General features: G+C 46.5%; 35 protein-coding genes. 27 read left to right on the top strand and 8 right to left on the bottom strand.

Features of this window, described 5'->3' with window-relative positions; translation table 11 throughout:
• The first annotated feature begins 15 nt into the window (after nt 1–15).
• From CKQ84_RS22360 to CKQ84_RS22320, 9 genes are all read left to right on the top strand, one after another.
• Nucleotides 16–2,235 carry a TonB-dependent receptor gene (locus tag CKQ84_RS22360; RefSeq protein WP_105252817.1) on the top strand — a complete coding sequence of 740 codons (2,220 nt, stop codon included), beginning with the start codon at nt 16–18 and terminating at the stop codon, nt 2,233–2,235.
• A gap of 97 nt (nt 2,236–2,332) precedes the next feature.
• Nucleotides 2,333–2,593: a hypothetical protein gene (locus tag CKQ84_RS22355; RefSeq protein ID WP_028760297.1), complete on the top strand. Its 261-nt coding sequence runs from the start codon at nt 2,333–2,335 to the stop codon at nt 2,591–2,593.
• Nucleotides 2,594–2,639: 46 nt separating this feature from the next.
• The gene (pnuC, locus tag CKQ84_RS22350) at nt 2,640–3,293 is read left to right on the top strand and encodes a nicotinamide riboside transporter PnuC (protein ID WP_105252816.1); all 654 of its coding nucleotides are present in this window, start codon (nt 2,640–2,642) and stop codon (nt 3,291–3,293) included.
• Entirely contained in the window at nt 3,293–4,420 is a 1,128-nt protein-coding gene (locus CKQ84_RS22345; protein ID WP_105252815.1) for a phosphotransferase, read from the top strand. The genes pnuC and CKQ84_RS22345 overlap by 1 nt, the downstream gene beginning before the upstream one ends.
• A 192-nt stretch (nt 4,421–4,612) precedes the next feature.
• Entirely contained in the window at nt 4,613–5,470 is an 858-nt protein-coding gene (locus tag CKQ84_RS22340) for a DUF6279 family lipoprotein (RefSeq protein ID WP_105252814.1), read from the top strand.
• Between the two features lie 81 nt (nt 5,471–5,551).
• A complete protein-coding gene (locus CKQ84_RS22335) occupies nt 5,552–6,145 on the top strand; it encodes a DoxX family protein (protein WP_105252813.1) in 594 nt (197 codons plus the stop codon).
• Between the two features lie 186 nt (nt 6,146–6,331).
• Nucleotides 6,332–6,880 (top strand): NAD(P)H nitroreductase, encoded by a 549-nt coding sequence (locus CKQ84_RS22330; protein WP_105252812.1) that lies wholly within the window; start codon nt 6,332–6,334, stop codon nt 6,878–6,880.
• A 30-nt stretch (nt 6,881–6,910) separates the two neighbouring features.
• Complete coding sequence (locus tag CKQ84_RS22325; protein WP_105252811.1) at nt 6,911–7,414, top strand: GNAT family N-acetyltransferase; 504 nt, start codon at nt 6,911–6,913, stop codon at nt 7,412–7,414.
• 187 nt (nt 7,415–7,601) lie between these two features.
• Nucleotides 7,602–8,225: a 2OG-Fe(II) oxygenase gene (locus tag CKQ84_RS22320; RefSeq protein ID WP_105252810.1), complete on the top strand. Its 624-nt coding sequence runs from the start codon at nt 7,602–7,604 to the stop codon at nt 8,223–8,225.
• A 381-nt stretch (nt 8,226–8,606) separates the two neighbouring features.
• Here the strand turns inward: CKQ84_RS22320 and CKQ84_RS22315 are convergent, their stop codons facing one another.
• Genes CKQ84_RS22315 through CKQ84_RS22305 form a run of 3 tightly spaced genes read right to left on the bottom strand, consistent with a single transcriptional unit; the run spans nt 8,607 to nt 10,926 of the window.
• The gene (locus CKQ84_RS22315) at nt 8,607–9,668 is read right to left on the bottom strand and encodes a tyrosine-type recombinase/integrase (protein WP_105252809.1); all 1,062 of its coding nucleotides are present in this window, start codon (nt 9,666–9,668) and stop codon (nt 8,607–8,609) included.
• A 4-nt stretch (nt 9,669–9,672) separates the two neighbouring features.
• The gene (locus CKQ84_RS22310; RefSeq protein ID WP_105252808.1) at nt 9,673–10,215 is read right to left on the bottom strand and encodes a zinc ribbon domain-containing protein; all 543 of its coding nucleotides are present in this window, start codon (nt 10,213–10,215) and stop codon (nt 9,673–9,675) included.
• Nucleotides 10,216–10,230: 15 nt separating this feature from the next.
• Complete coding sequence (locus tag CKQ84_RS22305) at nt 10,231–10,926, bottom strand: helix-turn-helix transcriptional regulator (protein WP_105253138.1); 696 nt, start codon at nt 10,924–10,926, stop codon at nt 10,231–10,233.
• A 91-nt stretch (nt 10,927–11,017) separates the two neighbouring features.
• On the opposite strand from CKQ84_RS22305, the gene CKQ84_RS22300 reads away from it, so the two are divergent.
• The 16 genes from CKQ84_RS22300 to CKQ84_RS22225 all read left to right on the top strand — a co-directional run bounded on the left by CKQ84_RS22300 (nt 11,018) and on the right by CKQ84_RS22225 (nt 19,930).
• Nucleotides 11,018–11,230 (top strand): DNA-binding protein, encoded by a 213-nt coding sequence (locus tag CKQ84_RS22300; RefSeq protein WP_105252807.1) that lies wholly within the window; start codon nt 11,018–11,020, stop codon nt 11,228–11,230.
• Nucleotides 11,231–11,278: 48 nt separating this feature from the next.
• Complete coding sequence (locus CKQ84_RS22295; protein WP_105252806.1) at nt 11,279–11,833, top strand: phage regulatory CII family protein; 555 nt, start codon at nt 11,279–11,281, stop codon at nt 11,831–11,833.
• 8 nt (nt 11,834–11,841) lie between these two features.
• On the top strand, nt 11,842–13,131 hold the full coding sequence (locus CKQ84_RS22290) for an ATP-dependent DNA ligase (RefSeq protein ID WP_105252805.1): 1,290 nt from the start codon (nt 11,842–11,844) through the stop codon (nt 13,129–13,131).
• A gap of 12 nt (nt 13,132–13,143) precedes the next feature.
• Nucleotides 13,144–13,617, top strand: coding sequence for a hypothetical protein (locus CKQ84_RS22285; RefSeq protein WP_105252804.1), 474 nt, complete (start codon nt 13,144–13,146; stop codon nt 13,615–13,617).
• Nucleotides 13,618–13,679: 62 nt separating this feature from the next.
• The gene (locus CKQ84_RS22280; RefSeq protein ID WP_105252803.1) at nt 13,680–13,919 is read left to right on the top strand and encodes a hypothetical protein; all 240 of its coding nucleotides are present in this window, start codon (nt 13,680–13,682) and stop codon (nt 13,917–13,919) included.
• A gap of 2 nt (nt 13,920–13,921) precedes the next feature.
• On the top strand, nt 13,922–14,203 hold the full coding sequence (locus CKQ84_RS22275) for a hypothetical protein (RefSeq protein ID WP_105252802.1): 282 nt from the start codon (nt 13,922–13,924) through the stop codon (nt 14,201–14,203).
• Nucleotides 14,200–14,424 (top strand): hypothetical protein, encoded by a 225-nt coding sequence (locus CKQ84_RS22270; protein ID WP_105252801.1) that lies wholly within the window; start codon nt 14,200–14,202, stop codon nt 14,422–14,424. Before CKQ84_RS22275 ends, CKQ84_RS22270 begins: the two co-directional genes overlap by 4 nt.
• A complete protein-coding gene (locus CKQ84_RS22265) occupies nt 14,421–14,852 on the top strand; it encodes a hypothetical protein (protein WP_105252800.1) in 432 nt (143 codons plus the stop codon). The genes CKQ84_RS22270 and CKQ84_RS22265 overlap by 4 nt, the downstream gene beginning before the upstream one ends.
• Nucleotides 14,849–15,415, top strand: a complete 567-nt coding sequence (locus CKQ84_RS22260; protein WP_105252799.1) for a DNA methyltransferase — start codon at nt 14,849–14,851, stop codon at nt 15,413–15,415. The genes CKQ84_RS22265 and CKQ84_RS22260 overlap by 4 nt, the downstream gene beginning before the upstream one ends.
• Nucleotides 15,415–17,739: a replication endonuclease gene (locus CKQ84_RS22255; RefSeq protein ID WP_105252798.1), complete on the top strand. Its 2,325-nt coding sequence runs from the start codon at nt 15,415–15,417 to the stop codon at nt 17,737–17,739. The genes CKQ84_RS22260 and CKQ84_RS22255 overlap by 1 nt, the downstream gene beginning before the upstream one ends.
• Nucleotides 17,726–18,085: a hypothetical protein gene (locus tag CKQ84_RS22250; protein WP_105252797.1), complete on the top strand. Its 360-nt coding sequence runs from the start codon at nt 17,726–17,728 to the stop codon at nt 18,083–18,085. The genes CKQ84_RS22255 and CKQ84_RS22250 overlap by 14 nt, the downstream gene beginning before the upstream one ends.
• Before the next feature lie 2 nt (nt 18,086–18,087).
• On the top strand, nt 18,088–18,279 hold the full coding sequence (locus CKQ84_RS22245; protein WP_105252796.1) for a hypothetical protein: 192 nt from the start codon (nt 18,088–18,090) through the stop codon (nt 18,277–18,279).
• Nucleotides 18,280–18,397: 118 nt separating this feature from the next.
• A complete protein-coding gene (locus tag CKQ84_RS22240) occupies nt 18,398–19,096 on the top strand; it encodes a DNA adenine methylase (RefSeq protein WP_105252795.1) in 699 nt (232 codons plus the stop codon).
• Between the two features lie 19 nt (nt 19,097–19,115).
• Nucleotides 19,116–19,307 carry a hypothetical protein gene (locus CKQ84_RS22235; RefSeq protein WP_105252794.1) on the top strand — a complete coding sequence of 64 codons (192 nt, stop codon included), beginning with the start codon at nt 19,116–19,118 and terminating at the stop codon, nt 19,305–19,307.
• Nucleotides 19,304–19,642: a PapB/FocB family fimbrial expression transcriptional regulator gene (locus CKQ84_RS22230; RefSeq protein ID WP_105252793.1), complete on the top strand. Its 339-nt coding sequence runs from the start codon at nt 19,304–19,306 to the stop codon at nt 19,640–19,642. The genes CKQ84_RS22235 and CKQ84_RS22230 overlap by 4 nt, the downstream gene beginning before the upstream one ends.
• A gap of 48 nt (nt 19,643–19,690) precedes the next feature.
• Nucleotides 19,691–19,930, top strand: a complete 240-nt coding sequence (locus CKQ84_RS22225) for a hypothetical protein (protein ID WP_105252792.1) — start codon at nt 19,691–19,693, stop codon at nt 19,928–19,930.
• A 44-nt stretch (nt 19,931–19,974) separates the two neighbouring features.
• Here the strand turns inward: CKQ84_RS22225 and CKQ84_RS22220 are convergent, their stop codons facing one another.
• The gene (locus CKQ84_RS22220) at nt 19,975–20,205 is read right to left on the bottom strand and encodes a helix-turn-helix domain-containing protein (protein ID WP_158683095.1); all 231 of its coding nucleotides are present in this window, start codon (nt 20,203–20,205) and stop codon (nt 19,975–19,977) included.
• 259 nt (nt 20,206–20,464) lie between these two features.
• Here CKQ84_RS22220 and CKQ84_RS23825 point away from each other — a divergent pair, with 259 nt between their 5' ends.
• Entirely contained in the window at nt 20,465–20,632 is a 168-nt protein-coding gene (locus CKQ84_RS23825; RefSeq protein ID WP_158683093.1) for a hypothetical protein, read from the top strand.
• On the opposite strand, the gene CKQ84_RS22215 is transcribed toward CKQ84_RS23825, so the two are convergent.
• The 4 genes from CKQ84_RS22215 to CKQ84_RS22200 form a co-directional block, all read right to left on the bottom strand.
• Nucleotides 20,629–20,877, bottom strand: a complete 249-nt coding sequence (locus CKQ84_RS22215; protein ID WP_105252790.1) for an ogr/Delta-like zinc finger family protein — start codon at nt 20,875–20,877, stop codon at nt 20,629–20,631. The two genes, CKQ84_RS23825 and CKQ84_RS22215, sit on opposite strands and share 4 nt — an antisense overlap.
• Before the next feature lie 119 nt (nt 20,878–20,996).
• Nucleotides 20,997–22,046, bottom strand: coding sequence for a phage portal protein (locus CKQ84_RS22210; protein WP_105252789.1), 1,050 nt, complete (start codon nt 22,044–22,046; stop codon nt 20,997–20,999).
• A gap of 5 nt (nt 22,047–22,051) precedes the next feature.
• Nucleotides 22,052–22,825, bottom strand: coding sequence for a terminase family protein (locus CKQ84_RS22205; protein ID WP_105252788.1), 774 nt, complete (start codon nt 22,823–22,825; stop codon nt 22,052–22,054).
• Entirely contained in the window at nt 22,807–24,627 is a 1,821-nt protein-coding gene (locus CKQ84_RS22200) for a terminase family protein (protein ID WP_254053149.1), read from the bottom strand. The genes CKQ84_RS22205 and CKQ84_RS22200 overlap by 19 nt, the downstream gene beginning before the upstream one ends.
• Before the next feature lie 192 nt (nt 24,628–24,819).
• Here CKQ84_RS22200 and CKQ84_RS22195 point away from each other — a divergent pair, with 192 nt between their 5' ends.
• Nucleotides 24,820–25,761: a GPO family capsid scaffolding protein gene (locus tag CKQ84_RS22195; RefSeq protein WP_105252786.1), complete on the top strand. Its 942-nt coding sequence runs from the start codon at nt 24,820–24,822 to the stop codon at nt 25,759–25,761.

Below are 25,761 nucleotides of genomic sequence, written 5' to 3'. Positions count from 1 at the left end.
TATATTTGAGGTCCTATGTCAAACCGTAAAACGTCAAACCATCAATCTCCATTTTCAACCGTATCGCCAAGCTTATTTTTAGCCCGAGCGCCGCTGGCATTAGCCATCGCCGCAGCGCTGAGCACCCCTATTTTTGCACAAACCGACGCTATCGATAAACCCGATCCCAGCACTGAGATGGAAGTCATAGTGGTGACGGCGGATTTTCGCAGTTCAAGCTTAGAAAAAATGCCCTCCAGCATTACCGTTATCGACAGTCAAAAAATTCAAGATGAAAGTGCGCAACACTTTGAAGATCTGCTTAATTCTATCGCCAATTTTAACTGGTCAGGTGGAAGCTCGCGGCCGAAATATTTTCAAATTCGCGGTGTAGGGGAGCAGGAACAATACCAAGGTGCACCTAATTCTTCCGTGGGCTACATCATAGATGATATCGATTTATCCGGTATTGGTATGGTGTCGAGTATGTACGATTTACAGCAGGTCGAAGTGCTTCGTGGACCGCAGGGGACGCGTTACGGCGCGAATGCTTTAGCGGGACTGATTTATCTGAAGAGTAACGATCCAACTGATGTGTTTGAGCATGGCGGCGAAGTGTCGTTAGGCGATGATGATTTGCGCACTTTTAGCGGTTTCAGTTCTGGCCCATTAACGGATTCTGGCAAGCTGCTTTATCGTGTGTCAATGCAGCAACATCAGCAAAATGGTTACCACGATAATCTGTATTTAGACCGTGATGATACCAATGGTCGCGATGAATTCAGCGGCCGCGCTAAGCTGCGCTGGTATGCGACTGATGATTTGCAGTTTGATTTAACTGTGCTGCATGCCGATTTTGATAATGGCTATGATGTGTGGAGTTTAACCAATTCACCAACCCAGACAACATCGGATCAACCGGGTGTTGATAGCCAACGCACCACAGGTGCGGGTTTTAAAGCGACATATTCTGGTGCAGAAAACTTCGAATTAACTTCGTTAACCTCTTTTGCGAATACCGATCACCATTACAGTTACGATGGCGATTGGGCTAACTCAGAATATTGGGCCTCTAAGCAATGCAATGATGACAATGGCAATCTGGCGCCGTGTCAATACGATTATTTTTGGGATAAAACGGGTCAGCGTAAAACCGCGTCGCAAGAGTTTCGCCTAAGTTCTACCGAGCAGGGCCGTATTTTTGCAGAGAGTACTGATTGGTTGCTTGGTGTGTATGCCATGAATCTGAAAGAAGATAACCAATTGTATTCTGAGTACAATACTTCGCCGGATGAAGTCTTAGACTCAGAGTATGAAGCGACAAACTATGCACTGTTTGGCCAGCTTGATACGGATTTGGGCTCAAATTATGCTTTATCTGTGGGGCTACGTTTAGAGCGCCGCAACAGCCATTACTCTGATACGAATAACGATAATTTCGACCCGAGCGAAACCATGTGGGGTGGTCATATTGCTGTGAGTAAAGTGCTGAACGACTCACACAATGCTTATGTCCGAGTCGCACGCGGCTACAAGGCGGGCGGTTTCAACATGACTTTGCCCGTCGAATTGAACGATAAAAAAGAGTTTAGTACTGAGACGCTCTATAACTATGAAATCGGCCTTAAATCCCATTGGTTAGCGGGACTTATCGATACTAATTTGGCGCTGTTCTATATGGACAGACAAGATCAACAGGTGGCTGCATCACAGCAAGATCCCGATAAACCACAGCGTTTTATCTTGTTCACTGAAAATGCAGGCAGTTCGAATAACTATGGCGCTGAGTTAGATGCAACCTGGTATGCCACGGATAATCTGCAAGTTTACTCAAGCATAGGTTGGTTAGAAACGGCCTACGGTGACTACCAGTATCAGGACAAATATGGCACTGAGGTGGATTTAACTGGCCGCGATCTGGCCCATTCTCCACACGTTACCTACAGCATTGGCGGGACTTATCGTGCTAATTCGGGTTGGTTTGCTAACCTGAATCTTAGCGGTAAGAGTGAATTCTATTATTCAGACAGCAATGAATCCCGCTCTGAACCCTACACTATCGTCAATGCCCGCGTGGGTTATGAGGCGAGCGCCTGGTCGGCATATTTGTGGGGACGCAATCTGTTTAATGAAGAATACGGTGTGCGTAGCTTCTATTTTGGCAATGAGCCAGATAACGGTTGGGCGGAAAAGCAATATATTCGTTACGGCGATCCGCGTCAGATTGGCGTAACCTTTAACGTTAAGTTTATGTAATAGCTAATTTTAAAGTGAGCATAATCATTTAAGTGTTAACTGAACTGTAGCCCAGTATTTGGGCTACAGCCTTACTTCAGAATATCAAGGAATTAAAATGAAACTGACCGCAGAAATTAGCATGTATCCCTTTAATGAAAATTACCTCGATCCTATCAAGTGGTTTATTGGCCGCGTGGATAGTTATCCCAATATCGAGCGCGTGACTAATGCGATGGCAACTCAAGTGTGCGGCGATTATTTAGATGTGATGACTATGCTGGCGACCGAGATGCAAGCGGCCCATGAGAAGTGGGGCAAGGCGGTATTTGTGTGTAAGTTTATCGGTGGTGAGCTGAATTTAGCTCACAGCGAATAATGATTGACCGCCATGTAAGCGACAAATAGGCAATGAGAACAACACTATGACAGATTTATGGTTAACCTTGGTCGAGAGCGTTAATACGGCCTTTGGTGAAGTCCATGTGATGACCGTATGGGAAGCACTCGCGGTATTGCTGGCGATGGCATATTTACTGCTGGCGATGAAGGCCAGTGTGTGGTGCTGGGCGGCGGCCTTTGCCAGTACCGCCATTTACACTGTGTTGTTTTGGAAGGTGTCGCTATTGATGGAGTCTGTGCTTAACGTCTATTACATGGCAATGGCGCTCTATGGATATTGGCTCTGGACCCAAGGTGGTGATAAGCATCAAGGAGTAAAAGTGACCACTTGGCCATTGAAAACCCATTTAAAGTTGATGGCAGCGACGGGTGTGATTTCGCTTTTGGTTGGTCACGGTATGGCGACGTATACCCAAGCCGCATTCCCGTATCTTGATGCGGCGACAACCTGTTTCGCCGTGATGACGACTTATTTAGTGGCAAAAAAGGTACTTGAGAATTGGCTTTATTGGGTAGTTATCGACATAGTGTCGATTTACCTTTATCTCAGCAAAGGCTTGATGCTGACATCCTTGTTATTCGTGCTTTATGTGGGTCTGGCGGTCGTGGGGTATTTCCTGTGGCGAACCGCGTTAGCCGACGCCCGTGAAGCTAATACCTTGAAGTTACTCAGTTAATGCTCGATATAAACGCCTCGATGCAACGCTCAGCAGGCGAGCTATTCAAAGCACTTTACCCCATACTCAAAAGTGCAGGGCTAGTTAACGTGTTAAGTATTCATGAGCTTGCGGGCGGCTTAAGTAATCACAACTATAAAATCACTACGCCCACAGGCAGTTATGTGCTGCGGGTGAATGCGGATGCGGCGGACAGTTTTTGCAACCGCCAGCAGGAGCGTTTTTACTGGCAGCAATTGGCTCAAGCTAAACTTGCTCCTGAACTGTTGTGGGTGAGTGAAGATGAGCGTTATTACCTCAGTGATTTTATTGAAAGTGATTTTATTGAAAGTGATTATATTGAAAGTGACGATATTGAAAACGAGGTCTTAATCCACTGGCCAGCGTTAGAGCGCCAAACGAGTGCTGCTGATTTTGTGCTGGGGCAATCGACGTTTAACTATTCACAGTTTCCGGCAGCAGAACAAGAAACGCATCCTAACCAAGCCCATTGTTTGCTATTGGCGTTATTGCTGCAATTACGCGATCTGCCTACAGGGCCTTATGCTATTAGTATCACTGAGCAGTGGCAGGAATATCACCAGCAAATGCTTGCCTATCAGACTTCTACAACATTTAGTGAGCCAGTATTAAGGCGTGCTGTGCCATTGAAGCAGGGTAGTGATATTGGTGATAGCAATACTCGTGATTGGAATGAGCGGGTGGCTAAGCTGCTTGCAATTCAAATTGAAATCAAACATTGGTGTGATGAGTTAGCAGCTTGCATAATCAAGCCGCAGTTTTGCCATCGTGATCTTAATCCCCATAATTTGTTACTCAAAAATAACCGCTTGTGTTGTATCGATTTTGAGTATGCGACGGCGTCGCATCCACTGTGTGAGTTAGCTGTAGTGTTAGCGACCCATGGGTTAACGGCCTATCAGCAAAGTCTGTTGGTGAAACAGTATCTGAGTGGACATCCTTATGTTACTGCACAAGCCGTAACGGCAGTACCTGCCGCTATTGACATGTATTGGGTATTTGCTTGCTACTGGGCATTATTGATGGCAGCGCAAACAGAACCCAGTCGTAGCGCCGACTACCTTGCTTGGTTTGATTGCTTCTGGCCGCAGATCACACCCAAATAGTCATTATTGCGTGTGCTTAGTTTCCATCTGATGATAATGGTTCAGTCCCTTATGGCATTGACCGCGCTATGGTGGGACATGCGGGTAGAACATACTGAAAACCTTTATTAGACAAACTTGTTTGATATAAAAAGCAACTTTATATAGTCTCAAGCGTCTTATTAGCAACAATTCTAGGATGGATTATTCAGTATGAAAAAAGGCGTGATGCTACTTGTGTGTCTCTTAGGCTTAAGCGCCTGCTCCACTAAATTCAGTTACCATTTCCTTGACTGGGCCATCGGCTGGGAGCAAGAGGATTATGTTACCTTAGATAAATCTCAGCAAAAGGCATTCGATGCCCTCATTGAAAAATTTGTCATTTGGCACCAATCTAAAGAGTTAGCTCATTATGTGGTGCAATTGATCGAAGTCGAAAGCCTCATAAAAACCAATACGTTAACGCCAGTGCTATGGGCAGATCATGTGAATATTGCTAAGCGGCATTGGTTTCGATTGTTTGAGTTCGCCTTGCCCGAGCTTCTACCTATCATAATGTCTTTGTCCGATGAACAGGTGAAGCAGATCCTCACAAAATTACGGGAAGAAGAGCAGGAGCTCGTTAAAGAATTTGCGGGTAAAACCCCTGAACAGTTACAAAAAGATGCCGATGAAAACCTTCAAACCCAATTTGATGATTGGCTTGGAAGTGTAACTGCGGAGCAAAAAGTACTTATTCACCAATATAATCAACAGCGCTTATCCACCTTAGATATGTGGCTTGAGTACAGGCACGAATGGTTACGCCAGTTTGAGGTTGCACTGGGTCAGCGCGCCGATAAAGCATTATTAACCGAGCGTTTGACCTTGCTGATGACGCAGCCCGATGAGCTTAAGTCAGAGCAACATAAAGTGTTTTTACGTAAAAATACTGAGGCATTCGGGACTTTGTTGTTGGCGATGAATGCGAGCTTATCGGAGCAGCAGTCTAAGCATTTTTATAAAAAGTTAGGTGGACTCATTCAAGATCTCAAGGAACTGAATCAGGAAGCGATTGAAAAAGAAGCCTAGGCCATGAAAGATTTATTGCCTTACTAGGGTCTATTCCTGCAAGCCAATAAATCAGCCTACTAACGACTAAATAGAGACCTTATGCTACTCGTATCCCTTTATCAGAAACTGCTCAATATGAGCCGCTATTTCGAAGGCTTAGCGCCATTAGCCCTTAGGATTTACCTTGCACCTGTGTTAATGCAAGCAGGCTATAACAAGCTCGCTCACTTTGAAGATACGGTTGCTTGGTTTGCCAATCCCGATTGGGGCTTAGGTCTGCCAATGCCGGCGTTAATGGCAGGACTGGCGGCGGGAACTGAGTTCTTTGGCGCTATCTTGTTACTGCTTGGGCTCGCGACGCGACTGATTTCTATCCCTTTAATGGTCACTATGTTGGTCGCCGCATTGACTGTGCATTGGCCAAATGGTTGGTTAGCGATTGCCGATGGTAGCTCTTGGCTAGCCAACGACAGAGTGCTTGAGGCAGGGGATAAACTGGCGAAAGCCAAAGAAATATTGCAGGAGCACGGTAACTATGACTGGCTGACCAGTTCAGGTAACTTAGCTGTGCTTAATAATGGGATTGAGTTTGCGATCACCTATTTTATTATGTTGTTGGCGCTTTTTACCTTAGGCGGTGGTCGTTACACTAGCCTAGATTATTTCATCGCTAAGCGCTGTGGGATTAAGTAAGTCTTTCTCAAGCGGGCCCAATTGTTAGCGGCATCGGATTTTCAAGCGCATTTAATTTTTAAGCCCACTCAATTGTTAAGTGCACTCAACAAGTTAAATCCCACTCAAGCGGTGGGATTTTTTTATGCCTCTTTGTCAGCAATTTGCTATGCTTGAGCGCAATTTATATCGAACTAGGATAAGAACTTGGACGCTATTGAACTTTTACTCACTCGCCAATCAACCCCACGATTAACTGCTCCTGCTCCAGATGCGAGTCAATTAAAAATCATCTTAGATGCTGCCATTCGTGTGCCAGATCATGGCGCCCTAGCGCCATGGGAATTTATTATTGCCGCAGGACAAGGGTTAGAGACCTTGGCATATATCTTTGTTGAGGCAGCGAAAGCGAACGGCGCCGATGAGGATTTTGTCAATAAAGCTAAGGGTATGCCAATGCGTGCGCCTATGGTGATTACTGTCGTGGCGAAAACGCAGCAACATTCCAAAGTCCCCGTACTTGAACAGCTCATTGCAGCGGGTTGCGCGACCATGGCGATGCAGCAGGCAGCCTTTGCCTTAGGTTTAGGGGCAGTGTGGCGTACCGGGGATTTTGCCTTTGATGCGAATGTGAATGTTGCTTTAGGTCTTGAGCCACACGATCAAATCGTCGGCTTTTTGTATGTGGGGACGCCAGCCGTTACTGCTCCTAAGAAACCGCAAAAGGACGGCAGTCAGTACGTCCGTTATTTATAAATCCGCCTCTTTTTTTAGTGGAGAAATTCTATGCAAGTTGCGCGTACTCCTAGACTCATCCTGCGGCAGTTAACCCCAGCCGACGCTTCTTTTATGTTAGTCTTGCTCAATAGCCAAGGTTTTATAGAGAATATCGGGGATAGAGGAGTACGCACACTTGTGCAGGCTAAGGATTATATCGTCAATGGACCGATGAAAAGTTATGCCGAGTGCGGTTTTGGTTTTTATGCTGTAGTGCTCGCCGAGAATGGATTCACCATTGGCATCTGCGGTTTAATCAAACGGCCGACACTGGACAATGTCGATATAGGTTATGCTTTTTTGCCGCAATATTGGGGCAAGGGCTATGCATTCGAAGCGGCTAAAGCTTCTATGGACTTAGGCAAAAGCCTAGGAATAGCGCGTATTGTCGCGATTGTTAGCAGCCATAATGGTGCTTCAAAAGCTTTGCTAAACAAACTTGGATTACACTTTGAGCGTTGTTTGCAGCTTAGTGATCATGATGCGCCTGTTGAACTGTTTGGTCAACCTTAACGTGTTGTTTATATAGGTTTTTATTTTATTGTAATTCCGTCTTCTTTATTCTAGAATTTCGCAAAATTTATCGTTGAGATATGGCAATCATATCTCTTATCGACGCCCCTCGAAAATCAGGCTCACTTAATCCCTCCTTGAGCCCTTGAGTACAGCAAAAGCGTAGCCCTTTTTTGGATGTAGCATAATGGTTTCGCAATTAAGTGAAGCAATGCTGGACGTGATCGCTGATGCCTTGGTAGACAAAGGCTATATCTTTTTATCTGACTTAGTTCCTTCCTGTATTAGCCAAGTACTATTGGAAAAAATTCAATCAACTGAAATATATGAATTAAAAGCTGCCTCTATTGGTCGAGGTTCTGAACAGCACTTAAATCCAGACATTCGTCGTGACAGAATACAGTGGCTAGAAGAGCAAAATGAGCCCGATGCCCAGTATCTTGAGTTGATGACACAACTCAAAAATGGCTTGAATCGTCGCTTGTTTATGGGCTTATTCGATTATGAAAGCCACTATGCGGTATATCAGCCTGGGGCCTTTTATAAAAAACATGTTGATGCACTTAAGGGCAGCCAAAATCGTATTTTAACCACAGTGTTTTTCTTAAATCCTGACTGGAAAGCGGCAGATTGTGGTGAGTTGATTATCTATGATGAAGCCGATATTGAGATTGAGCGCATCGCGCCTAAAATGGGCCATTTTGTGATTTTCCTCAGTGAGCGTTTTCCCCATGAAGTGACCAAAACCATGGCCCAGCGCAATAGCATTGCGGGTTGGTTTCGGGTCAGTAACAGCGTGCATGGCTTTTAACTTTAGCTTTTAACTTCACCTTATAACAAACCCCTAAATGCTGCCTACAGGTTTAGGTGTTTTTGCTCTCGATTGCCGCTTTTGGTCATCACCAATCACCAATCACTTATAGCGACTGCGCAATGTCATTGGCTATTTCTCGGATATTGATTGGCCATCACGGCGTGTTCTTCCGCAGCAGTATTTATTCCAACCTGTTTTAACTACCTTCTACTCATTTTTTCAAATTTTTTTACACTCTTAAGCTTTAGGTAATCTAAGCCGCCGAAAATGGAATGAATTTGTCCAATCATGCTGAAAATAGGGTGTTTTATAATGCACCATGTAAAAACAATAACTTACGTAAATTTCAATAAGTTATGTGGCTTTTGATGTAGAATATTATGGTATGTTGTAGTTGTGCGCCGCCATTCCGTCGCCACTTTTGGCAAGGTTTGCAAGTGGATTTTTAGTGATAGCATCTTCTAAATGTTCGGGTGCAAAGTGAGCATAACGCATAGTTAAGCCAATATCGGCATGGCCTAAAATATCGCGTAAAACAATAATGTTGCCGCCGTTCATCATAAAATGACTTGCAAAAGTGTGGCGTAAAATATGCGTCATTTGCCCTTTGGGGAATGACAAGCCAGCACGCTTAGACGCTGCCTCAAATGCTACTCGGGTAACGTTAAATAATGGTCCAGTTTTTTGAGGGATTTTATTAAACAATTCGGGGCTAATGGGTACAGTTCGATTGCGCTTACCTTTGGTTTTGATAAATGTAATCCGACCATTAGTTACCTGAGAACTGGTTAATTTAGCCGCTTCTGACCAGCGACAACCAGTCGATAAACAAATTTCAACCACAGTGATGAGATCTTTATTTAACGATTTTTGGCATTCATCGAGCAGCCTCGGCAAATCAGCCGTTCGTAAAAATATCAGCTCAGATTCATCGGTATTCCACTGTTTAACATCGGCGAGTGGGTTAGGGTAATTCAACTCGCCAAGTCGCCTAAGTTCATTGAACATCGATTTTATATAGGCCAAATCAGAATTAAGCGAAGACGGGCTCACTTTTATAGAGCGATTCAATTCATCAATATAATCGCCATTCATCCGTAACGTGCGGTAATTAGCAAAATCATTGGCGGTGATATTCTTAGCCATAGGATCATTTAGCACATTGCAAAAAATTTGCAGGCGCTGCATACGACACTTAGATTTTAACTGCCGCCCGTGCAAGTCATACCAACGCTGGATTAACTCAGACAAACGGCGGTTATCCGCCTTTTCACCCAACCAAGGCTTATCGTTCACCGCTTTCATGGTGAACAATTCATAGGCCGTTGCCTCGCCCTTAGTCGCAAACTTCTTGCGCACCCGCCGACCTTCACGGCCGTTCGGGTAGCACTCACATAGCCAAGGTTTATCGGTGCCGTCTTTTAGATTGCGAACTGACATAGGGTTACTCTAAAGAAACGGCGATATCACTGCCTGAAACAAATAACGAATCACCATCAACAGTCGTTAATTTGGCATCAATATTGGCGTAAATAATCTGAGGTGTTTCGCTACGACCATAAAATTTAACTTTGGCATAAGTGTCGTGCTTACTGGATATAACGTAGTAATTACCGCCAGTGTCACAATCCATATTAAATTGAGGCTCATTTCGCCTTACATTGGAAAATTCACCATTCTGTGATTTAAAGAAGTCATTATTTATCGTGACAGAACAGAAATTATCATTGTCACCGCCAAAATTAAAAACAGTAGCGGGCTGGCTATTTCGTTGAGTTTCATATTTATTGATAGCATTAGTCAGCTTGAATTTATCCTCACTCAGATACATAGCAGTTGCAAAAATAAGTGCAAAAACAAAGACACCTAAACAACCTTTACCAACCTTAGCAGGTGTAATGCCAGGATTTTTTGCACCACAATGTGGGCAGGTATTAGCCGACTCGGAAACCTCTTTTCCGCATTCTTTACATTTTACTAAAGCCATCGCAAAACCTCCTTGTTAAACCGCTTCTATCACTGACACAACCTTGCCGTGGATCTTGGTCGCATCGGTATTGATTGGGTATTTGTCATCACCATCGAAAAAGTAAATGTTGCCATCAGGCATTTGGCGCAGATCACCAACTTGATAGCTTTCGTTAACGCTGAATAAGTAAAGGCCCTTGGTAACAACTGTCTCACGCATGTTGATAAACAACTTGCGGCCACCATGTTTTAGCAAGAAATCGGCAGTGTTTGGCTGGATAGAGTTCAAAAAGAAAAATCCGCTATCAACCCTAAACTTTTCAAGTGTTCTCAGGCCGCCGTTTTCGATCTCACAAACGGTCAGCAGGGGGATCTTGTAGGCCTCGTCTGACTCGACCAATGGCACGTACTTAGGCACTGACTCACCAACGATAAAACCATCATCAATTTCAACCCCAAAACTCCTACCAGTGCCAAAACACAAATATTCGACAGGTGTATTCGTCGCGAGATGCAATCGAATGATTAATTCATGCGGAGTAGTGTTTCGCGTTGTCCATGTGGAAAGCGTGGCAGGCGTTACGCCAATTAATTCAGATAATTCAAGGCGATTGCTCACTTTAAATAGGTGAATTAATCGCTCAATAAATACCTTTCCCCCATCACATTGAGTGATTTTATCTAAGGGGTAGCGAAATTTATTATTTTTTAGCTTGTAGAAGTCAGACATTTTGGTGATAATCTCACTCAGATGAAAACAGCCCAACCAGTAACATGCTCCAACATGCTACAGGTACACATAAACAGAAGGATACCAGCAAATGAGTGGAATTGTCCTGCACATCGGTGCGCCGTTCATTACTTATCAACAGTACGCAGCAATGTCTGGTCTGTCGCTAAACAAAATCCAAGAAATGGCGCGTGAAGGTCAACTGCCAATCGCCCCAAAAATACGCCCGCGTGACACTCCTCTCATCAACATGGTTGCGCTGACTAAACAGGCAAACCAACTGGCCGAACAAGCCGGTTATTAACCTGACGTATTCAGCAACACGAGAATAGCAAAACGGAGATTTGCGGCCATGTATAGCACCAGCCCATGCACACAAAGCACAGCCAAAGCAGCGCACCAGCCGCATATCGCGGGTGCGCTGAGGCAGTTTGCCGACGGCGAGCAATTGAGCGAAATCGCCAAAGCGGCGCACTTCAATAAGCCGCAAATGCTGCGCAATAAATTGCTACTGAGCCAGCCACATCAACTCAGCATCCACGAAGCTGTGGACATCGCCAAGGCGAGCGGCAATCGCTGCATTATCGACGGCATGTTGTTGGAGTTGGGCTGCGCGCCATCAATGGCAATTGAAGATTTAAACCAGTGTGAACGCATGTCACTGACCGACCGCGCGCTAGAAATCAGCGCCAACGCGGGATGGCTGGGCAACATGGCATTAGACGTTAAAGCGCGGCGCGGTGGCATCACCGAACGCATGCGCCATGAAGCCGTAAAACGCGCAAGCGTAGCCATGTCGCAACTTGCGTTATTTGTGCATGACGTTGAACAGAAATTCCAAGCGATACCCGTGTTGTCAGTCGCTTTTGATGCAGTGCAAACCATGCCCATGCCGGGCGTAATGTAGGAATCAATATGAAACCGTTACTCGCCGCTACAGCAGACGTAGAAAAAATTGATTTTGATAAAGGTGTGCTTTGCTCACCAAAGCTTGATGGCATTCGTTGTTTAGGTATTAACGGCGTAGCAATGTCTCGCAGTATGAAGCCTATTCCTAATCAACATGTACAGGCGCTGTTTGCTACAGGCCTGCTTGATGGATTGGATGGAGAATTGATTGTTGGCAGTGTTACCGCGCCTGATGTGTTTCGTAAAAGCAGCTCAGCCATCATGACAAAAGAAGGTGAGCCCAAGTTTACGTTTTATGTATTCGACAGTTTTGATATAGCAGCAGATTTTAACGAGCGTTATGCACGATTATTGCCTCGGGTATACCAACTAAATGAGTCTGGAATACCTAATGTCATGCAAGTTGTACATGAGCCAGTCAGAAACATTGAAGCACTCGAAGCGTATGAGGCGGCAATGTTAGCACAAGGGTACGAAGGCGTGATGATACGCAGTGCAACAGGCCAGTACAAACAAGGTCGATCAACCATTAGCGAAGGGATTTTACTTAAATTAAAACGCTTTGCCGATGATGAGTTTGAAATTATCGGCTTTGAAGAACGCACCAATAGTAGCGGCATTGGCTATAGCGATTTAGGTGCATTAATCCTCAAGCACCAAAACGGCCAGTTCAATTGCGGTACTGGATTTAGTGCCAAAGAACGCCAACAAATTTGGAATGATAAAGCCCAATACCTAGGCAAAATCGCCAAAGTGAAGCATTTCGAAAGCGGCGCGAAAGACTTACCACGCTTCCCTGTGTGGTTAGGTTTACGCGATCCATTAGATATGGATAACAGTCAAGCCGAATCTAAAACGGTTGATTTTTCAACACCAGTAACCAATCGCAAACCTCAGATAAACAAAGCAGAAGCCCATGCCTACTGGGGCTTAAACACTAACCAAATCGACATTATCAAAACCCACAAAGCCAGATGCATGAGCGAGTTAGCCGAGGATATCCGCTACTTGAGCAGCAATATCGATAATGCAATAGGGCATTTTATGGCGTTGTCTTTCTCGCAGCAGCGCATTGCGTGTTTTCAAGCGGGTATTGATTCTGAGCCATACACAGAAACGGATTTCGATGGCGAAAGGGCCTACCGCTTTATCGAGCCAATTGCTATGACGCAAGACGAAAAAGAACAACTCGCTACCGCAGTTGTAGAGCTAGAGCTAATCAGCCTTAGCGCTAAGTTAACCCACTATATCGAATCAATGGCGGCAAGAATGCGCCTTGAATTTGTTGCAGCGTAAGAGGGAGACATCATGAGACAAACCGCAACTAAGCCAGCGCCAACCGCATTACCACTGCACGCCGCCAACGAACACCACGGCGAAGCGGGGCAAGCCGCGATAGCCGCCATTCGTAACATGTTAGGTAAAAGCAGCGCCGCCAGTCAGTACGACAAACTTAACCAACAACAGCGCGCGATGATCTTATTTGCCGCCCGTTTACGCCCCGCTAAATACATCAACCTGCCATTGCTCAGCATGACCTTAGAAGAACGCGAGGCCATTCGCGTGGCGATAATCGCGCTGTTAGATCTCGGCAAAGCCTTTGGCTGTGTGCCGTTATCGCGTGACCAGTTTTTCCCGCCACGCGCACTTAAACCCGTCGCCAGCAGTCAAGCCGCGCCAATGGAACGTGAGGTCAATAGCGATGTGGATAACACACTTGCAGAAATTAACAGACTGGCAGCATCACTCAGCGCTGACATTAACGAGATTGAAAAACACTAGAAAGCAAAAAGCCACAACCGCGGTAACGGTTATGGCCCAATCATTCAATGAGGACACACCAAATGATAAAACCAAGCATAGCAGCACACGTCACCCCAGCGCAAGCCATCGCCAGCGAGGCAAACCGCGTTATCTCAACTTTAAAACTCAGCACGCCAGCCGACCGCGAAATGGTCGAAGCAGTGCTCGAATCCCTCAAGGCCGTGGCCGACATACTCGCGCCAGCTGTCGGTAAAACTATTGGCATTCGCTTAATCGCCATCCGCAACAACATCGCAGTCCAACAAATACAGGCGGCCTGATTATGAGCACACAAACCACAGCGGCCAACGGGCCGCAATTTGACTTAAGCAATCCGCAGCATTTAGCCATGCGCAAGTTGATGGCCGATGTGTATTCACGCCACGTCAATTTGCTAGAACGAGGTTTACCAATCTGCGCAGCAACCTATCGCGGTATGGGCATGGGGTTAGAGAGTGTTGCGCTGTTTGTATTAGCAGATCCAACATTAACGGATCTTTGCAATGCATTAAATAACGCCATGTTTGATTTTAACGATTTATACCTGTCGAGGGCAGCAGCATGAGCCAACACAGCCAAATCTTAGCCGAGTTCGGCTACAAGCGCGGAAATCCAAGACGCGCCGATGTCGTTAACGGCATTCGCAGCGACGGCCAGCCGTTCGCCACTCGTGTCAACGTCAGTGCGCAAAAGCGCGCGAGTCGTGAAACCTGTCGCCGCATCGAAGACATTGCCATCGCCAAAGAGCTGGGTATCAGTTTGGAAGAATTAAGGGGCACGCTATGAGCGACCATCAATCAATTATCGAATTTAAACAGCTTATCCAATCTGAAATAGGCGACTTTTTCGCGGGTTTTGGTCAAGTCGGCGAGCCAGTCACGCCAGAAGAAATGCAAACAAAATTGCATGCAAATATTGATCGCTGTTTTGCTGAAATAGAAAAGAAGTGGTTTTTATTCCCAAGCCAAGACCTCGTTTGGATGACGCGCGATGAGTTTAATCACTATCACGCCATCAATAAAATGAAGCCGGTTAACTTGGAGTTCTTGAGACAATTTGCTTTGAGTCAACTTGAAACATCCAAGTTTGCCGCAGAAGTTGATTTTTTTAATTGCGATGGTGACAACGTTGAATTTATGCGTAACGACGCATTTGAGTGGATTCAATTAGCCAGAGGATTATCACGCGAAATTAAAAAGTTGGGTGGCCTATGAGCAGCACACACGGAAACGTCCGCGAAAACGAACTTTACCCAACGCCTGATAACGTCGTCGACGCCTTAGTCGCGAAATTGGTATTACGTGCAACCGACAGATTTTTAGAGCCCTGCATAGGAACTGGCGCGATATACGACAAAATCAATTTACCTGAAGCGCAAAAAAGCTGGGCTGAACTTGATCGCGGGGTGGATTACTTAACCGCGCAATTCGGTCAGCAAGACGTGATCATAACTAACCCGCCTTTCTCGATCACCACTGACTTTTTGCTTAAGTCACTTAGCGAACTGGCACCAGACGGCACACTGGCCTATCTGCAACGGGTGAGTTTTTTAGGCAGTAAGTTACGGGTGCCATTTTGGGCACAAGTCGGCTTTCCTAACAAAACGCCGATCATCGTACCGCGCCCGCGCTTTGTCGGTGGCGGCAGTGATTCGTGTGAATACTCATGGTTTATTTGGGACCGTGGCAACCGCTTCCCAACTATGCAGAACGGTCTAAGCCATATCATCAGTGAAGAACTGCCAAAAGCTAAAAAGCAGAAAGCCAAGGCAGCCTAATGACTCACGATGATTTTGTCCGTAAATCCGCCGTCAATGTGACGGCGATTTTTACCACGCCGCACGCGATTACCGACCTCAATTGGTCGGTAAAAGAGCTTATCGACTTGCCGGAAAACGTCGCGCTAACCCTGTTTCGAGAATACTGCCGCAAACGCCGAGCGCTTAACCTTGGCCGTAGCGCCAACATTTGGCTGCGTAAACGCTGCAAGTCGCTGCGACTCATCATGCAGCAATTCCCTATCCCCATTTACCACCTAAAAACCGACGACCGCCGCGCCAGCATTGGCACCGAATGGGCCGACCGTTGCGCCAGCATACTCAACAACATGACGCAGTTTGGCACAGTGCAAGTTGATGCCCTCGAACTGCTCAAAGGCGTAAAACAACCCGCCGACCAATGGCAGTTTTGCCCCATGCTGCCCAGCTTTAAAGACTACGGCGATAAAAAAGCCAGCGGCTTATTTGATGCGTCGCCCGCCATGTACGACATGATTGCGGGCGCGATTGCACGCCTAACCGACGAGGCTTGGTGGCAACGTAAACTCGACAAAGCCTATGCCCATTACGAAGAACACGTTGCCATTATCGTCGGCAAAGTGCGCGGCGGGGTATCGCCTTACGTCAGCCATCACGCCTTTAAACAGTATAAAGCCCGCAAGCGCGCCAATGCCGCATGGCTAAATAGCATGATGGTCGTCAACGAAGAACACGGCATTGAGTTAAGCCTTGCCGATGCCGTTGCCGCGTCCATCGCCAACCCAGAAGTGCGCCGCGCTGAACTCATGGTCCGCATGCGCGGCTTTGAAGATTTAGCGGTTGAACAGGGCTGCGTGGGCGAGTTTTACACATGGACCGCCCCAAGCCGTTATCACTCATGGGGTAAAAGCAAAAAGGGCAAAACCTACTCCAACAAGCGTTACGACGGGGCAACACCAAAGCAAACCCAAGCCTATCTTTGCCACCAATGGGCCAAAGCCCGCAGCAAATTAGCCCGCGAAGATATCGAAGTATTTGGCTTTCGTGTGGTCGAGCCGCACCACGACGCCACGCCGCATTGGCATCTATTGCTATTTTTCAAGCCGGAACAACTGCGCCAAGCGCGCTCAATCATGCGCCGTTATGCGCTCGAACATCACAAAGACGAACTCGCACCACCTAAGGGCAAGCGCGGAACAAACTTCCAAGGCTACCGCCCACGGTTTGACTTTAAAACCATTGATCCCGCCAAGGGCAGCGCCACAGGTTACATCGCTAAATACATCGCCAAAAATATCGACGGCTTTCAAGTGGATGACGACTACGAGGCAGAAACCAGCGGCGAGCATGGCGCGCAAAATGTCGCGGCGTGGGCCAGCACATGGAACATTCGCCAGTTTCAACAAATCGGTGGCCCTAGCGTCACGGTTTGGCGCGAGCTGCGCCGCCTGCGTGAGGCGATAGATTTTGACGACATTATCGAACTAGCACGCCACGCCGCCGACAATAGCAACTGGTCGCGCTATGTCGAAGTCATGGGCGGCACATTCTGTAAACGTGCCGACAGGCCAGTACAACTCGCCAAAGTCACCCACGACGGCGCCAACACCTACGGCGAAGACGTGCAAAAAATCATGGGCGTGATGTCGCTCGAAAACCACACCCCAATCAATACCAGACTCGACGGCTGGGAAATCCGCTCGCCAGAGTCAGCCAAAGAGCCACCCAGTGCCGAGGAACGGGCTTTTGATGTGGCTTTTGATTGTGCTTTTGATTTTGCTTCTAAAAGCGGTGACAACCGCGCCACTTGGAGCACTGGCAATAACTGTACGCAGTCGATCAAAACCACCGAAAAGATCGCAAAAGGGGATCGACTCTTAATCCAAGAGGGAAAAAAGTTGGGACTCGACGCGGATGATCTTAAACGCCTACGTGCGGGGGCTGTCATTGATTCCGTGGTTAATGGCTCTCATCAGTTCATTCGGCTGCGCAGCGGCATGCTTATCGTCAGTCGTCAGCCATTTAATCCGCGAGAAGCCAGCGATTACGACGATGCCGGATTAAATCATCAGTTCGATGCCTATCAACGCGCCAGCGATAAGGCACTCGATAAGCAGCTGCGTCAGCAAGCATGGCAGTTAATCGACACAGTCCGCGACGTTGAAGAGTGGATCTCAGATATGCAGCCAGCCACAGCAAAACGCGCACTGGAACAGTTGGCCGACATTGTCGAGTTGCACCACGCCGATAAATACGCCTTACCAGGTGTTTACGAAAAAACAGAGAAAGCAGAGTCAGCCATCAACGATAACGTCAACGAGTGGGATAACGATGAACCTTTTTAACCTGATCACCAACGACGAACGCCTGCAAATCGAATCGGCCTATGCAAAAACAGGCGAGTGCCTTGCCCGTTATCAACGCTGCCAAGCGGTGCTAACCCAATTTAGCAGCCAAGCAAACGGCAAGCAGCGCATCAGCCAGTGGATAGCCAGCCAACCAGACACCGAGCGCGAGCTATGCAGCGCCGTGCTCAACGGCATCGTCGCCGCCAAACGCCACTATGCCGCAGTCAAAGCAAGCGGCCAGCCAACTAAACCAAGCACGGCAAAAGATGCGCCAGCCATGCCAACACCAGCCGAACGCGAAGCACTGCGCCAAGCGGTAGCCAATAGAACAGCGGGAAGATAGCCATGCAACTGACTAAAGATGATCTCACTCAAGCAGACCACGACACGATATTAGCCTATTTCGCCGCAACACAAAGGGCTGCAGGTTACAACGGCACATGTTTGATTTGTGTATCAAGGCTGGCAGAACTTCACCTTGATAACAGCATCGCGTTTGCTGATCTGGCTATCGACACCATGAGGGCAAGCGCATGAACACCATAGACACATTCAACTTTGCGGTACCAAATGTTTATCGAGTAAAGACATTCGCAACTATGTTACATGGTCATAAAGATATAAATGACTATGTTGGCCATGGACGGAAATATCTATGACAGCTGCAGCAAAAAGCTATTTAGGCGCAAAAAATGGCAGCGGCGTTTATCAGGCCATCATTAACCTGATCCCGCCGCACCAAACCTATGTCGAAGCGTTCCTCGGTACGGGTGCCATCATGCGCCGCAAAGCGCCAGCGCAAACCAATATCGGCATCGAAATAAATCAAAGCGTCATAGACAAATTTAACCATGCTGCAGCAGAGCTAAATATATCTATGAACATCATCAACGCTAACGCCATCGAATGGCTAAAAACGTTTAAGCCAACAGGCAAAACGGTAATTTATCTCGATCCGCCTTATGTGCATTCAACTCGCACCAGTAACGCCAGATATAAAAACGAACTTACCGACGCGGATCATGCCGAGTTGTTAGCCACCATTAAGAAACTAGCCAACACACCAGACACCTACATCATCATTTCTGGCTACCGCAATGCGCTGTATGACGTGGAATTGCACAACTGGTACAGCAAAGACTTTCAAGCCATGACGCGCGGCGGGGTTCGCACTGAAACCGTGTGGTGTAACTTCCTGCCAGGCGAACAGCATTACCACACCTTTGCGGGTAAAGACTTCACCGACAGACAACGGATTAAACGCAAGGCCGAAAGATGGGCGAAAAACTTTGAAGCATTACCCGCCGCAGAACGCCAAGCCGTGATGGCTGCCTTGCTCGCTATAGACAATTAAAACTATGGAGTACCGCAAAATGAAAACAGCACTAAATTTTTTAAAATTAAGTATCGCCATAATATTGGGTGGTGTCGTGATCTACCTGTTAGTAGGAGTGATTTTTTCCTATTACCAATATAGCGAAACATTTATCGCTTTTTTATCTGGATGGTGGATTTCTAGTTATACATCTTGGGTTTTCAATAAAAGCGGATTTAAGAAAAAATGAAAACACTAATCCAAGGCTGCGAAAGCGCGCAGCAGTTCGACATCTTGCTAATGCTAACCAGTATCAGCAGCCAAGCCAAAAAAGATGCGCTACGGGCGCACCTTGTCGACGGTTTACCAGCAAAACGCGCCTATGCCCGTTTCGGGGTAACACAGCAGCACTTTAGCGAAGCACTCGCTACGCTAAACCAAAAGGCGGATCTTGCCATGCAGTACGCCGCCTTACAAAAAACCAAAGCGGAAAAAAACTTTTCAGCAATACAAGAAAAATTAAGAAGCGGATATCAACCAATTGGAACTAAACCAATCAACGCCAATCCGCCAGGCGATGATTAAAAACATAGAAATTAAACACTAGATAAGTGGTGTAAAAAGCGAGGTTTTATGAAAAGTATCAACTGGAATCAAATGTCAAAACTCGGTTTGATAGAAAGGATTAACCGAGAAATATTGCACCCACTGGGTTTAGCCATAGCCAGAGACGTGACAACTGGGATAAGTGAAAAGGTATTAGTTGCACCGGATGGCATATTTGAATACGGGGAAATAAAATCAACCATCATCAGTGAAGATGAAATCAATAAAATTCTTGATGAATATAGAGAAGTAAAGAAATGCAGTTAACAAAAAGCCCTCATTCGAGGGCTTTGTTTTGCCAGCAGTAAACCTCACTTTTGCAACAGCGCCTTAATCGCCTGCAAGTGCTGCTCAATTTCCTGCACATTCGCCTCCGTCAGTGCCGAACGCGAGCCACTCAACTGCAACAGCTCGGCAGCATCAGCCCCAAGCGCATCCGATATCGCCAAAAAAAGACTTAGCTTAATATCAAACCCGTTTTCAACTTTAGACAAGGTTCGAGTGCTAATGCCAACATTTTCAGATAATTGTGTTTGCGTCATACCGCGCATTTTCCTTTGATCTACAATCCGTTGCCCAATCATTTTTAGGCTTATTGTCATTGAGTAAACTTATTGTTCTAGATCACATTTATAAAAAACCAGCACAAAGCTGCTGCAAAACATAGCTCAACTAGCAACAAATTGCCTAAGCATCATCACTAAAGTCGATATTATACCGTACGTAACAAAAGGGATTTAGGTTCGCTAATCGTCAGCGATAAGTTAGAAAAAAGTTAAAATAACAAGGAGTACGCGCAAAATGTGCGATTTGATTAGAGTCAAACAAATGGAATTGGTCATTAGATCAGTAGAATGCAACAGCTCGGCAATAGACAAGGAAATCGCAATATCGTTACTCGCCGAACTCGTCAACAACTGCCTACAAGAGAACGGCATCCATCCAAGCGAAACCCAGCAAGCAGCCTAAAAAGCCAGTTCTCGTTGTAATTCGCGGCGCTGATCGGGGGACAGCGCTTTTGCTAACGCGGTAATGATCTCAGTGGTATTTTTTGCGGACGGGTTTAACGTATGGCTAAACGACACATTAGTCACAAATGTGTGACCACATTCGGGGTCAGTGCACGAGCAATATAAATTAGCGTGGGCTGCACTTAAACGATCAGTTTTACCGATAATGGCTTTCTTGTGGCACGTAGGGCATAAAATCCGCATACCGATCTCCCAATCGTCTGCTTAATGAACAACGCATAGTGTAAGCCAACACACTGTTTTTTTAAACAGTAAAGCCCTCAATTGAGGGCTTTTGCACAATACACATCAGCAAATGAGCACTAAACCGCTGCGCTTTGGCTGCCTGTCGTCATATCAAACACCAGTTTTAACTTGCTGCCGATCTCGGGGTCACGATCAACTTCATCAACAAACATCTTAATCAGTGGCCGCGTTTCGCTCTTAAAATAAACCTCATCATACTTAAGAGGGTCACCAAGGCCTGCCGTGTTGGTAGGGATCATCCCGCCCAAACCCGCAGGGAACCGATGCGCATTAAACACATCTTGTGCGGTTACAGCCTTAACGTTGCCAAACTCGTCTTTTGATTCAAAATTGCCAACGGGGATAATTTGAACGCCTTTTTCTTTACCATTGGGAATATTCACAAACAGTGAGCTAAAGTTACCAACGCCCTTAGACTCTTGAATTTTTTTCTTAATTTCTTCTTCAACTTTAGCGTCTAAATTCGGGTCGGTGGTATACAAGATAAAACCCATGTGCGCGCCGTTTATGTAGTATTTGCGGCGGAACAAGGTTGCATCTTCATTCAAAAGTAATGACTGTAAGCCGCCTAAATAATCGGGGCAGCCATAAACCTGCTGCACTGTGTCATACACCCGCACCCAAATGATATCTTTGGCTTTATAAGTCTTAACCGTATTTTCACGCTCAAGCACCACTGCGCCACCGTCGCCAGCAACGCGGGTCCGGTAACTGGGCAGCGGAAACAAGCGCAGCACTTGTCCAAAGCCATTGCGGATCTTGAGTAACGCCACATCGCCATATTGAACACAATTTAAAAATGCCGCGCCCATTTGCTGTGCGCTAATACCACCAGAGATAAACCGCGCCGCCGCCATATTCGCCCGACTTTGCACTATGCCGCCGTGTTGCGCATTGCGGCGGGTTAAGTTCGCCAGCAGTTGCCTATCGACAGGCGGTTCCCAGTAGCCGTGCATTTCGTTGTAATACAGCGAATCATAATCCGTTAGCCACATATTCGGCATCACGGTTTCGGGCATGCTAAACACCACCGTTTTAGCGGGGCCGTTAGCGTCAGTGGTCGTTGTTGAGCTATCGTCGTTCGCCGCAGTTAATGAAGTGCTCATGGCTGTTACCTTTTTAAATTGCACATAAATAATTGGTTAAAATCATCAACTGAATAAGCATCTCGCAGCTCATCAATATCAATAAAATCGCAGCCACCCGTAATCGCATCCTTAATAGTCACAACATAGCGCCACTGTTTATCAGGGCACACGCGGCCGCCGTCGCGCATTAAACTTAAAGAGGGGAAAGGAGGTGTAGACTCGGGGTGAAGGTTTATAAAATCATCACCAGACCAAAATCGTTTGGCAGCGGTGTTATCATCATTAACGCTTGAATAGAATGTCTGCGTGAATTGTTTGTGACAGGAAATACCTGTCGCTATTTTTCTGTAGTATTCAAATTTTTCATTAAAAAAATACTCATCAAAATAGACGTCAGCACCCCAACCTGCAAAGTGCATTCGGCTTTCATCAACAAATAAAATTTGTGCCTCACCAAATTGAGTCAGTAATCTTATTGGGCCTTTACAGAGCTTAATGCCAAAATATTCAGAGAGAAATCGAGTTAAAATATCTCGACAATATGAGGCGGTAGGGTATTGATCATCATCACTTTCACAAGTAAAAAAGATTTGATTTTTACCTGTTAATACTGCCTTTTCAAATGCTTCACAAACAAAGTAATCAGTAAAACCTCCAACGCGAAACTTAAGCGTATTTCGAACACGTTGATTAATATTATTGTGCAAAACAAGTTGATAGCTAAACAATGTCTTAAGCCAATTATCAAACATAGGCTTAGTTATGTGCCTAACATCGATTATTTTTGAAGTGCCCATGATGATGTTCTCTTATGTTCATAGTTAAGGGGTTCATTGATCACCGCATGGGAGATCGCGAAAAATACGTCAGCGTGTCCGGTCACATTGTCGCGGCTCGCCTTAAACGTGATCGCACCGCCTGAATCGGTCACAGTGCGGCGAATCGATAAGCAGCTCATGGCAATGTCTTTGTGCCCTGCATCCCACTCGATGCGGCCACCTTCAATCACATCAATCATTTTCAACACTAAGCGGGTTTTGCTGCCCACGCTGTAATGAATCGCTGTCGCCTCGCGGGGATATAACGTGCTAATCGAATCGAATACACCAGCGCCAATGCCAGTGGTATCCACACCGATATAGGTGACGCGGTACTTAGCGTAAATCTTTTGGATTTCGGCCACGTGGTGCGAAAAGTTCATCCCACGCCAATAATGCTTCTCGAGCACGCGGAATTTTTCACCCTTCTTTTCACCAGGTGCAACAACAACCAGCGTCGCATTATCGCGGGTACGTGACGGATCATAGCCGAGCCACACCTCACGATTGCCAAACGGCCTCGGTGCAGCGGGTTTGTAATCTTGCCAGCGCGCCGCCTCGACCATGCACTTTTCAAGGTCGCTAAACTTAAACACACTGTCGGCATCATCAACAAAGATGCACATAAACAAGTTGGCAAAGTCGTCGCCGTTGTACTCGTCGCGCAGTTCGTCAATATCGAACAGCTCACAGCCACCCGCGAGCGCATCCTCAATCGTCACCACATAGCGCCACTGTTTATCAGGGCACACGCGGCCGCCATCGCGCATTTGGTCAAACGTCGGGAACTCGATTTCCTCGCGTTCAGGTTTACCTTTGCGCCAGTGGTCACCAGTCCAAAACGGATAAGCGGGGTGCGCTTTTGTGGAAGGGGTCGAAAAGTAGGTTTTACGCCAGTTCGAATGCGTTGCCATCGCCGAGGCCAGCTTGTTAAGCACGTCAAACTTGCCAATCCAAAAATACTCGTCCACATAAACGTGGCCGTGGTAACTCTGTGCCGTCTTGCTGTTAGTGCTCAAAAACCGCAGTTCGGCAGCACCGTGCGCGGTATTAAGCACAATCGGGTTACCGGTTAACTCAATCTCGAAAAACTCATGCGCAATCGCAATAATATAACTACGGAACACCTCGGCCTGACTGCGAGAGGCCGATAGGAATATTTGCGGATCACCAGTTAATACCGCTTGTTCGAAAGCCTCACCCGCAAAGTAATAGGTCGCGCCAATCTGGCGACTTTTAAGAATGTTACGAATGCGTTGATGCAGGTTCTCGTGCATCTTCTTTTGATATTCAAACAGCGACGCATACCAAGGGCCAAAATCATCAGCCGTTAAATGGCTAACATCGTTTTTCTTCTTGCGGCCGTTGCGCTTTTTACCTTCACCGACATTATTATCAGCAGTAGGGTTAATCTTGCTATTGCCGCCTTTATTGGCATTGGTGGGGCCAAAGCTATTCCCTTCATTTAGCGCCGCGCGCTCAGCATCAATCCGCTGTTTTTTAAGTCGCACATGCTGGTTAATCAGCATATCCAGCTCTTTTATCTGATTACCGCTTTTATCCTGAATATCCGTCAACAGCACAATGCGTCGAGCGATGGCCTCGTCGACTTCTTCCTCACGCAGCAAATCACTCCAACCGTATTTCGCCGCCCAAAAATAAATTATGCGGGTATTAGGCAGGTCTAAATCGAGGCGGATCTCGTCGGGCGTCCAACGCTTTAAATACAACCGTTTTGCTGCCTCGCGGATCTCGGGTGAATAGGCCATAAATGCGATCAAACGCCATCGTTAACGAATACATAGCGCCAGTGTATTGGTTTGCTAAGCCGTATTAACTGACTAATTTTCCTATCAATTCCGATTTAGCAAAAATCGGAATTGTGCCGAAGTTTGCCCAGTGATTGCCCATTGCAAACGCCTTAAGCTGTAGTCCTTACAGGTAATTTTTTAGCAAATGGGCAGGCAAAAAACATGGGCAAACAAACTGGATGGGTAATCGCAGCAACCGAAGGCGCTACCGTCGACGGTCGCACTATTACTAAACAGTGGATTGAAGACATGGCCGCCCAGTATTCAACCGATGAATACACAGCCATGATTTGGCCGGAGCACTTCCGCTCAAACTGGGCCCCATTTGAGGGTAAAAACTGGGGCACGGTCGACGAAGTTAAAGCCTCAACCACAGGCGGAAAGTTGCGCTTATATGTCAAGTTAACCGCTAACGACTACCTGCTCGCCGCCAATAAAGACGGCCAAAAGCTGTTTATGTCAATCGAAGCTGAACCCGATTACAAAGGCACAGGAAAAGTCTATCTAATTGGTTTAGCCGTAACAGACTCGCCAGCCTCAACAGGCACATCTCGCCTTAAGTTCTCAGTAGGTGAAAAACAATACGACCACGAAGTCAGCCAGCTTGAAGAGCTGCTCAGCTCTGACTTTATCAAAGACACCGATCAACAAAACCCAGAAAAATACTCAGCCACGGAAAAAGGCTTTGTTGCCGCACTGCTCGACTTATTTAAAAAACACACCACGCCCGAACCGACACAGGCAGCGGCAACCGACACCGAGGAAGAACCAATGAACAAAGAGCAATTCGACGCCTTAATGGGCAAATTCGACACCTTTGGCACCAAGCTAACTGAACTGGAAACCAAAGTTGAAACCTTTGGTAAAAAGCCAGAAGCCGACAAAAAAGACGACGTAAAAGTCGAATCGGACGCCGACAAGAAAGTCGACGATAAAGCCGCCACAGGTATCACCGCCGAGCAGTTCAGCAAACTGGAAACCATGTTCACAGGCTTTAGCGAAAAGCTGGGTGCAATGGAAACCAAGTTCAACAAATTAAGCGCCGAAGTAGACGGCCAAGAGCCAAACCCAGCAGGTAAAGGCGACAACTTTACAGTGGTGTAA

Origin of the sequence: Shewanella sp. WE21, assembly GCF_002966515.1 — a bacterium.
Taxonomy (GTDB): Bacteria; Pseudomonadota; Gammaproteobacteria; order Enterobacterales; family Shewanellaceae; genus Shewanella; species Shewanella oncorhynchi.
The sequence above is the reverse complement of the archived record's forward strand: the minus strand, read 5'-3'. Positions and strand labels throughout refer to the sequence as shown.

What these genes read in the sequence shown, in the direction of transcription:
- CKQ84_RS22220 (WP_158683095.1), bottom strand. Translation starts at nt 20,205, where the DNA reads ATGACGCAAACACAATTATCTGAAAATGTTGGCATTAGCACTCGAACC.
- CKQ84_RS22355 (WP_028760297.1), top strand. Translation starts at nt 2,333, where the DNA reads ATGAAACTGACCGCAGAAATTAGCATGTATCCCTTTAATGAAAATTAC.
- CKQ84_RS22340 (WP_105252814.1), top strand. Translation starts at nt 4,613, where the DNA reads ATGAAAAAAGGCGTGATGCTACTTGTGTGTCTCTTAGGCTTAAGCGCC.
- CKQ84_RS22290 (WP_105252805.1), top strand. Translation starts at nt 11,842, where the DNA reads ATGAAACCGTTACTCGCCGCTACAGCAGACGTAGAAAAAATTGATTTT.
- CKQ84_RS22295 (WP_105252806.1), top strand. Translation starts at nt 11,279, where the DNA reads ATGTATAGCACCAGCCCATGCACACAAAGCACAGCCAAAGCAGCGCAC.
- CKQ84_RS22305 (WP_105253138.1), bottom strand. Translation starts at nt 10,926, where the DNA reads ATGTCTGACTTCTACAAGCTAAAAAATAATAAATTTCGCTACCCCTTA.
- CKQ84_RS22260 (WP_105252799.1), top strand. Translation starts at nt 14,849, where the DNA reads ATGAGCAGCACACACGGAAACGTCCGCGAAAACGAACTTTACCCAACG.
- CKQ84_RS22230 (WP_105252793.1), top strand. Translation starts at nt 19,304, where the DNA reads ATGAAAACACTAATCCAAGGCTGCGAAAGCGCGCAGCAGTTCGACATC.
- CKQ84_RS22300 (WP_105252807.1), top strand. Translation starts at nt 11,018, where the DNA reads ATGAGTGGAATTGTCCTGCACATCGGTGCGCCGTTCATTACTTATCAA.
- CKQ84_RS22215 (WP_105252790.1), bottom strand. Translation starts at nt 20,877, where the DNA reads ATGCGGATTTTATGCCCTACGTGCCACAAGAAAGCCATTATCGGTAAA.
- CKQ84_RS22235 (WP_105252794.1), top strand. Translation starts at nt 19,116, where the DNA reads ATGAAAACAGCACTAAATTTTTTAAAATTAAGTATCGCCATAATATTG.
- CKQ84_RS22280 (WP_105252803.1), top strand. Translation starts at nt 13,680, where the DNA reads ATGATAAAACCAAGCATAGCAGCACACGTCACCCCAGCGCAAGCCATC.
- CKQ84_RS22250 (WP_105252797.1), top strand. Translation starts at nt 17,726, where the DNA reads ATGAACCTTTTTAACCTGATCACCAACGACGAACGCCTGCAAATCGAA.
- CKQ84_RS22315 (WP_105252809.1), bottom strand. Translation starts at nt 9,668, where the DNA reads ATGTCAGTTCGCAATCTAAAAGACGGCACCGATAAACCTTGGCTATGT.
- CKQ84_RS22240 (WP_105252795.1), top strand. Translation starts at nt 18,398, where the DNA reads ATGACAGCTGCAGCAAAAAGCTATTTAGGCGCAAAAAATGGCAGCGGC.
- CKQ84_RS22325 (WP_105252811.1), top strand. Translation starts at nt 6,911, where the DNA reads ATGCAAGTTGCGCGTACTCCTAGACTCATCCTGCGGCAGTTAACCCCA.
- CKQ84_RS22275 (WP_105252802.1), top strand. Translation starts at nt 13,922, where the DNA reads ATGAGCACACAAACCACAGCGGCCAACGGGCCGCAATTTGACTTAAGC.
- pnuC (WP_105252816.1), top strand. Translation starts at nt 2,640, where the DNA reads ATGACAGATTTATGGTTAACCTTGGTCGAGAGCGTTAATACGGCCTTT.
- CKQ84_RS22205 (WP_105252788.1), bottom strand. Translation starts at nt 22,825, where the DNA reads ATGGGCACTTCAAAAATAATCGATGTTAGGCACATAACTAAGCCTATG.
- CKQ84_RS22270 (WP_105252801.1), top strand. Translation starts at nt 14,200, where the DNA reads ATGAGCCAACACAGCCAAATCTTAGCCGAGTTCGGCTACAAGCGCGGA.
- CKQ84_RS22310 (WP_105252808.1), bottom strand. Translation starts at nt 10,215, where the DNA reads ATGGCTTTAGTAAAATGTAAAGAATGCGGAAAAGAGGTTTCCGAGTCG.
- CKQ84_RS22265 (WP_105252800.1), top strand. Translation starts at nt 14,421, where the DNA reads ATGAGCGACCATCAATCAATTATCGAATTTAAACAGCTTATCCAATCT.
- CKQ84_RS22335 (WP_105252813.1), top strand. Translation starts at nt 5,552, where the DNA reads ATGCTACTCGTATCCCTTTATCAGAAACTGCTCAATATGAGCCGCTAT.
- CKQ84_RS23825 (WP_158683093.1), top strand. Translation starts at nt 20,465, where the DNA reads ATGTGCGATTTGATTAGAGTCAAACAAATGGAATTGGTCATTAGATCA.
- CKQ84_RS22195 (WP_105252786.1), top strand. Translation starts at nt 24,820, where the DNA reads ATGGGCAAACAAACTGGATGGGTAATCGCAGCAACCGAAGGCGCTACC.
- CKQ84_RS22225 (WP_105252792.1), top strand. Translation starts at nt 19,691, where the DNA reads ATGAAAAGTATCAACTGGAATCAAATGTCAAAACTCGGTTTGATAGAA.
- CKQ84_RS22285 (WP_105252804.1), top strand. Translation starts at nt 13,144, where the DNA reads ATGAGACAAACCGCAACTAAGCCAGCGCCAACCGCATTACCACTGCAC.
- CKQ84_RS22345 (WP_105252815.1), top strand. Translation starts at nt 3,293, where the DNA reads ATGCTCGATATAAACGCCTCGATGCAACGCTCAGCAGGCGAGCTATTC.
- CKQ84_RS22255 (WP_105252798.1), top strand. Translation starts at nt 15,415, where the DNA reads ATGACTCACGATGATTTTGTCCGTAAATCCGCCGTCAATGTGACGGCG.
- CKQ84_RS22360 (WP_105252817.1), top strand. Translation starts at nt 16, where the DNA reads ATGTCAAACCGTAAAACGTCAAACCATCAATCTCCATTTTCAACCGTA.
- CKQ84_RS22210 (WP_105252789.1), bottom strand. Translation starts at nt 22,046, where the DNA reads ATGAGCACTTCATTAACTGCGGCGAACGACGATAGCTCAACAACGACC.
- CKQ84_RS22320 (WP_105252810.1), top strand. Translation starts at nt 7,602, where the DNA reads ATGGTTTCGCAATTAAGTGAAGCAATGCTGGACGTGATCGCTGATGCC.
- CKQ84_RS22245 (WP_105252796.1), top strand. Translation starts at nt 18,088, where the DNA reads ATGCAACTGACTAAAGATGATCTCACTCAAGCAGACCACGACACGATA.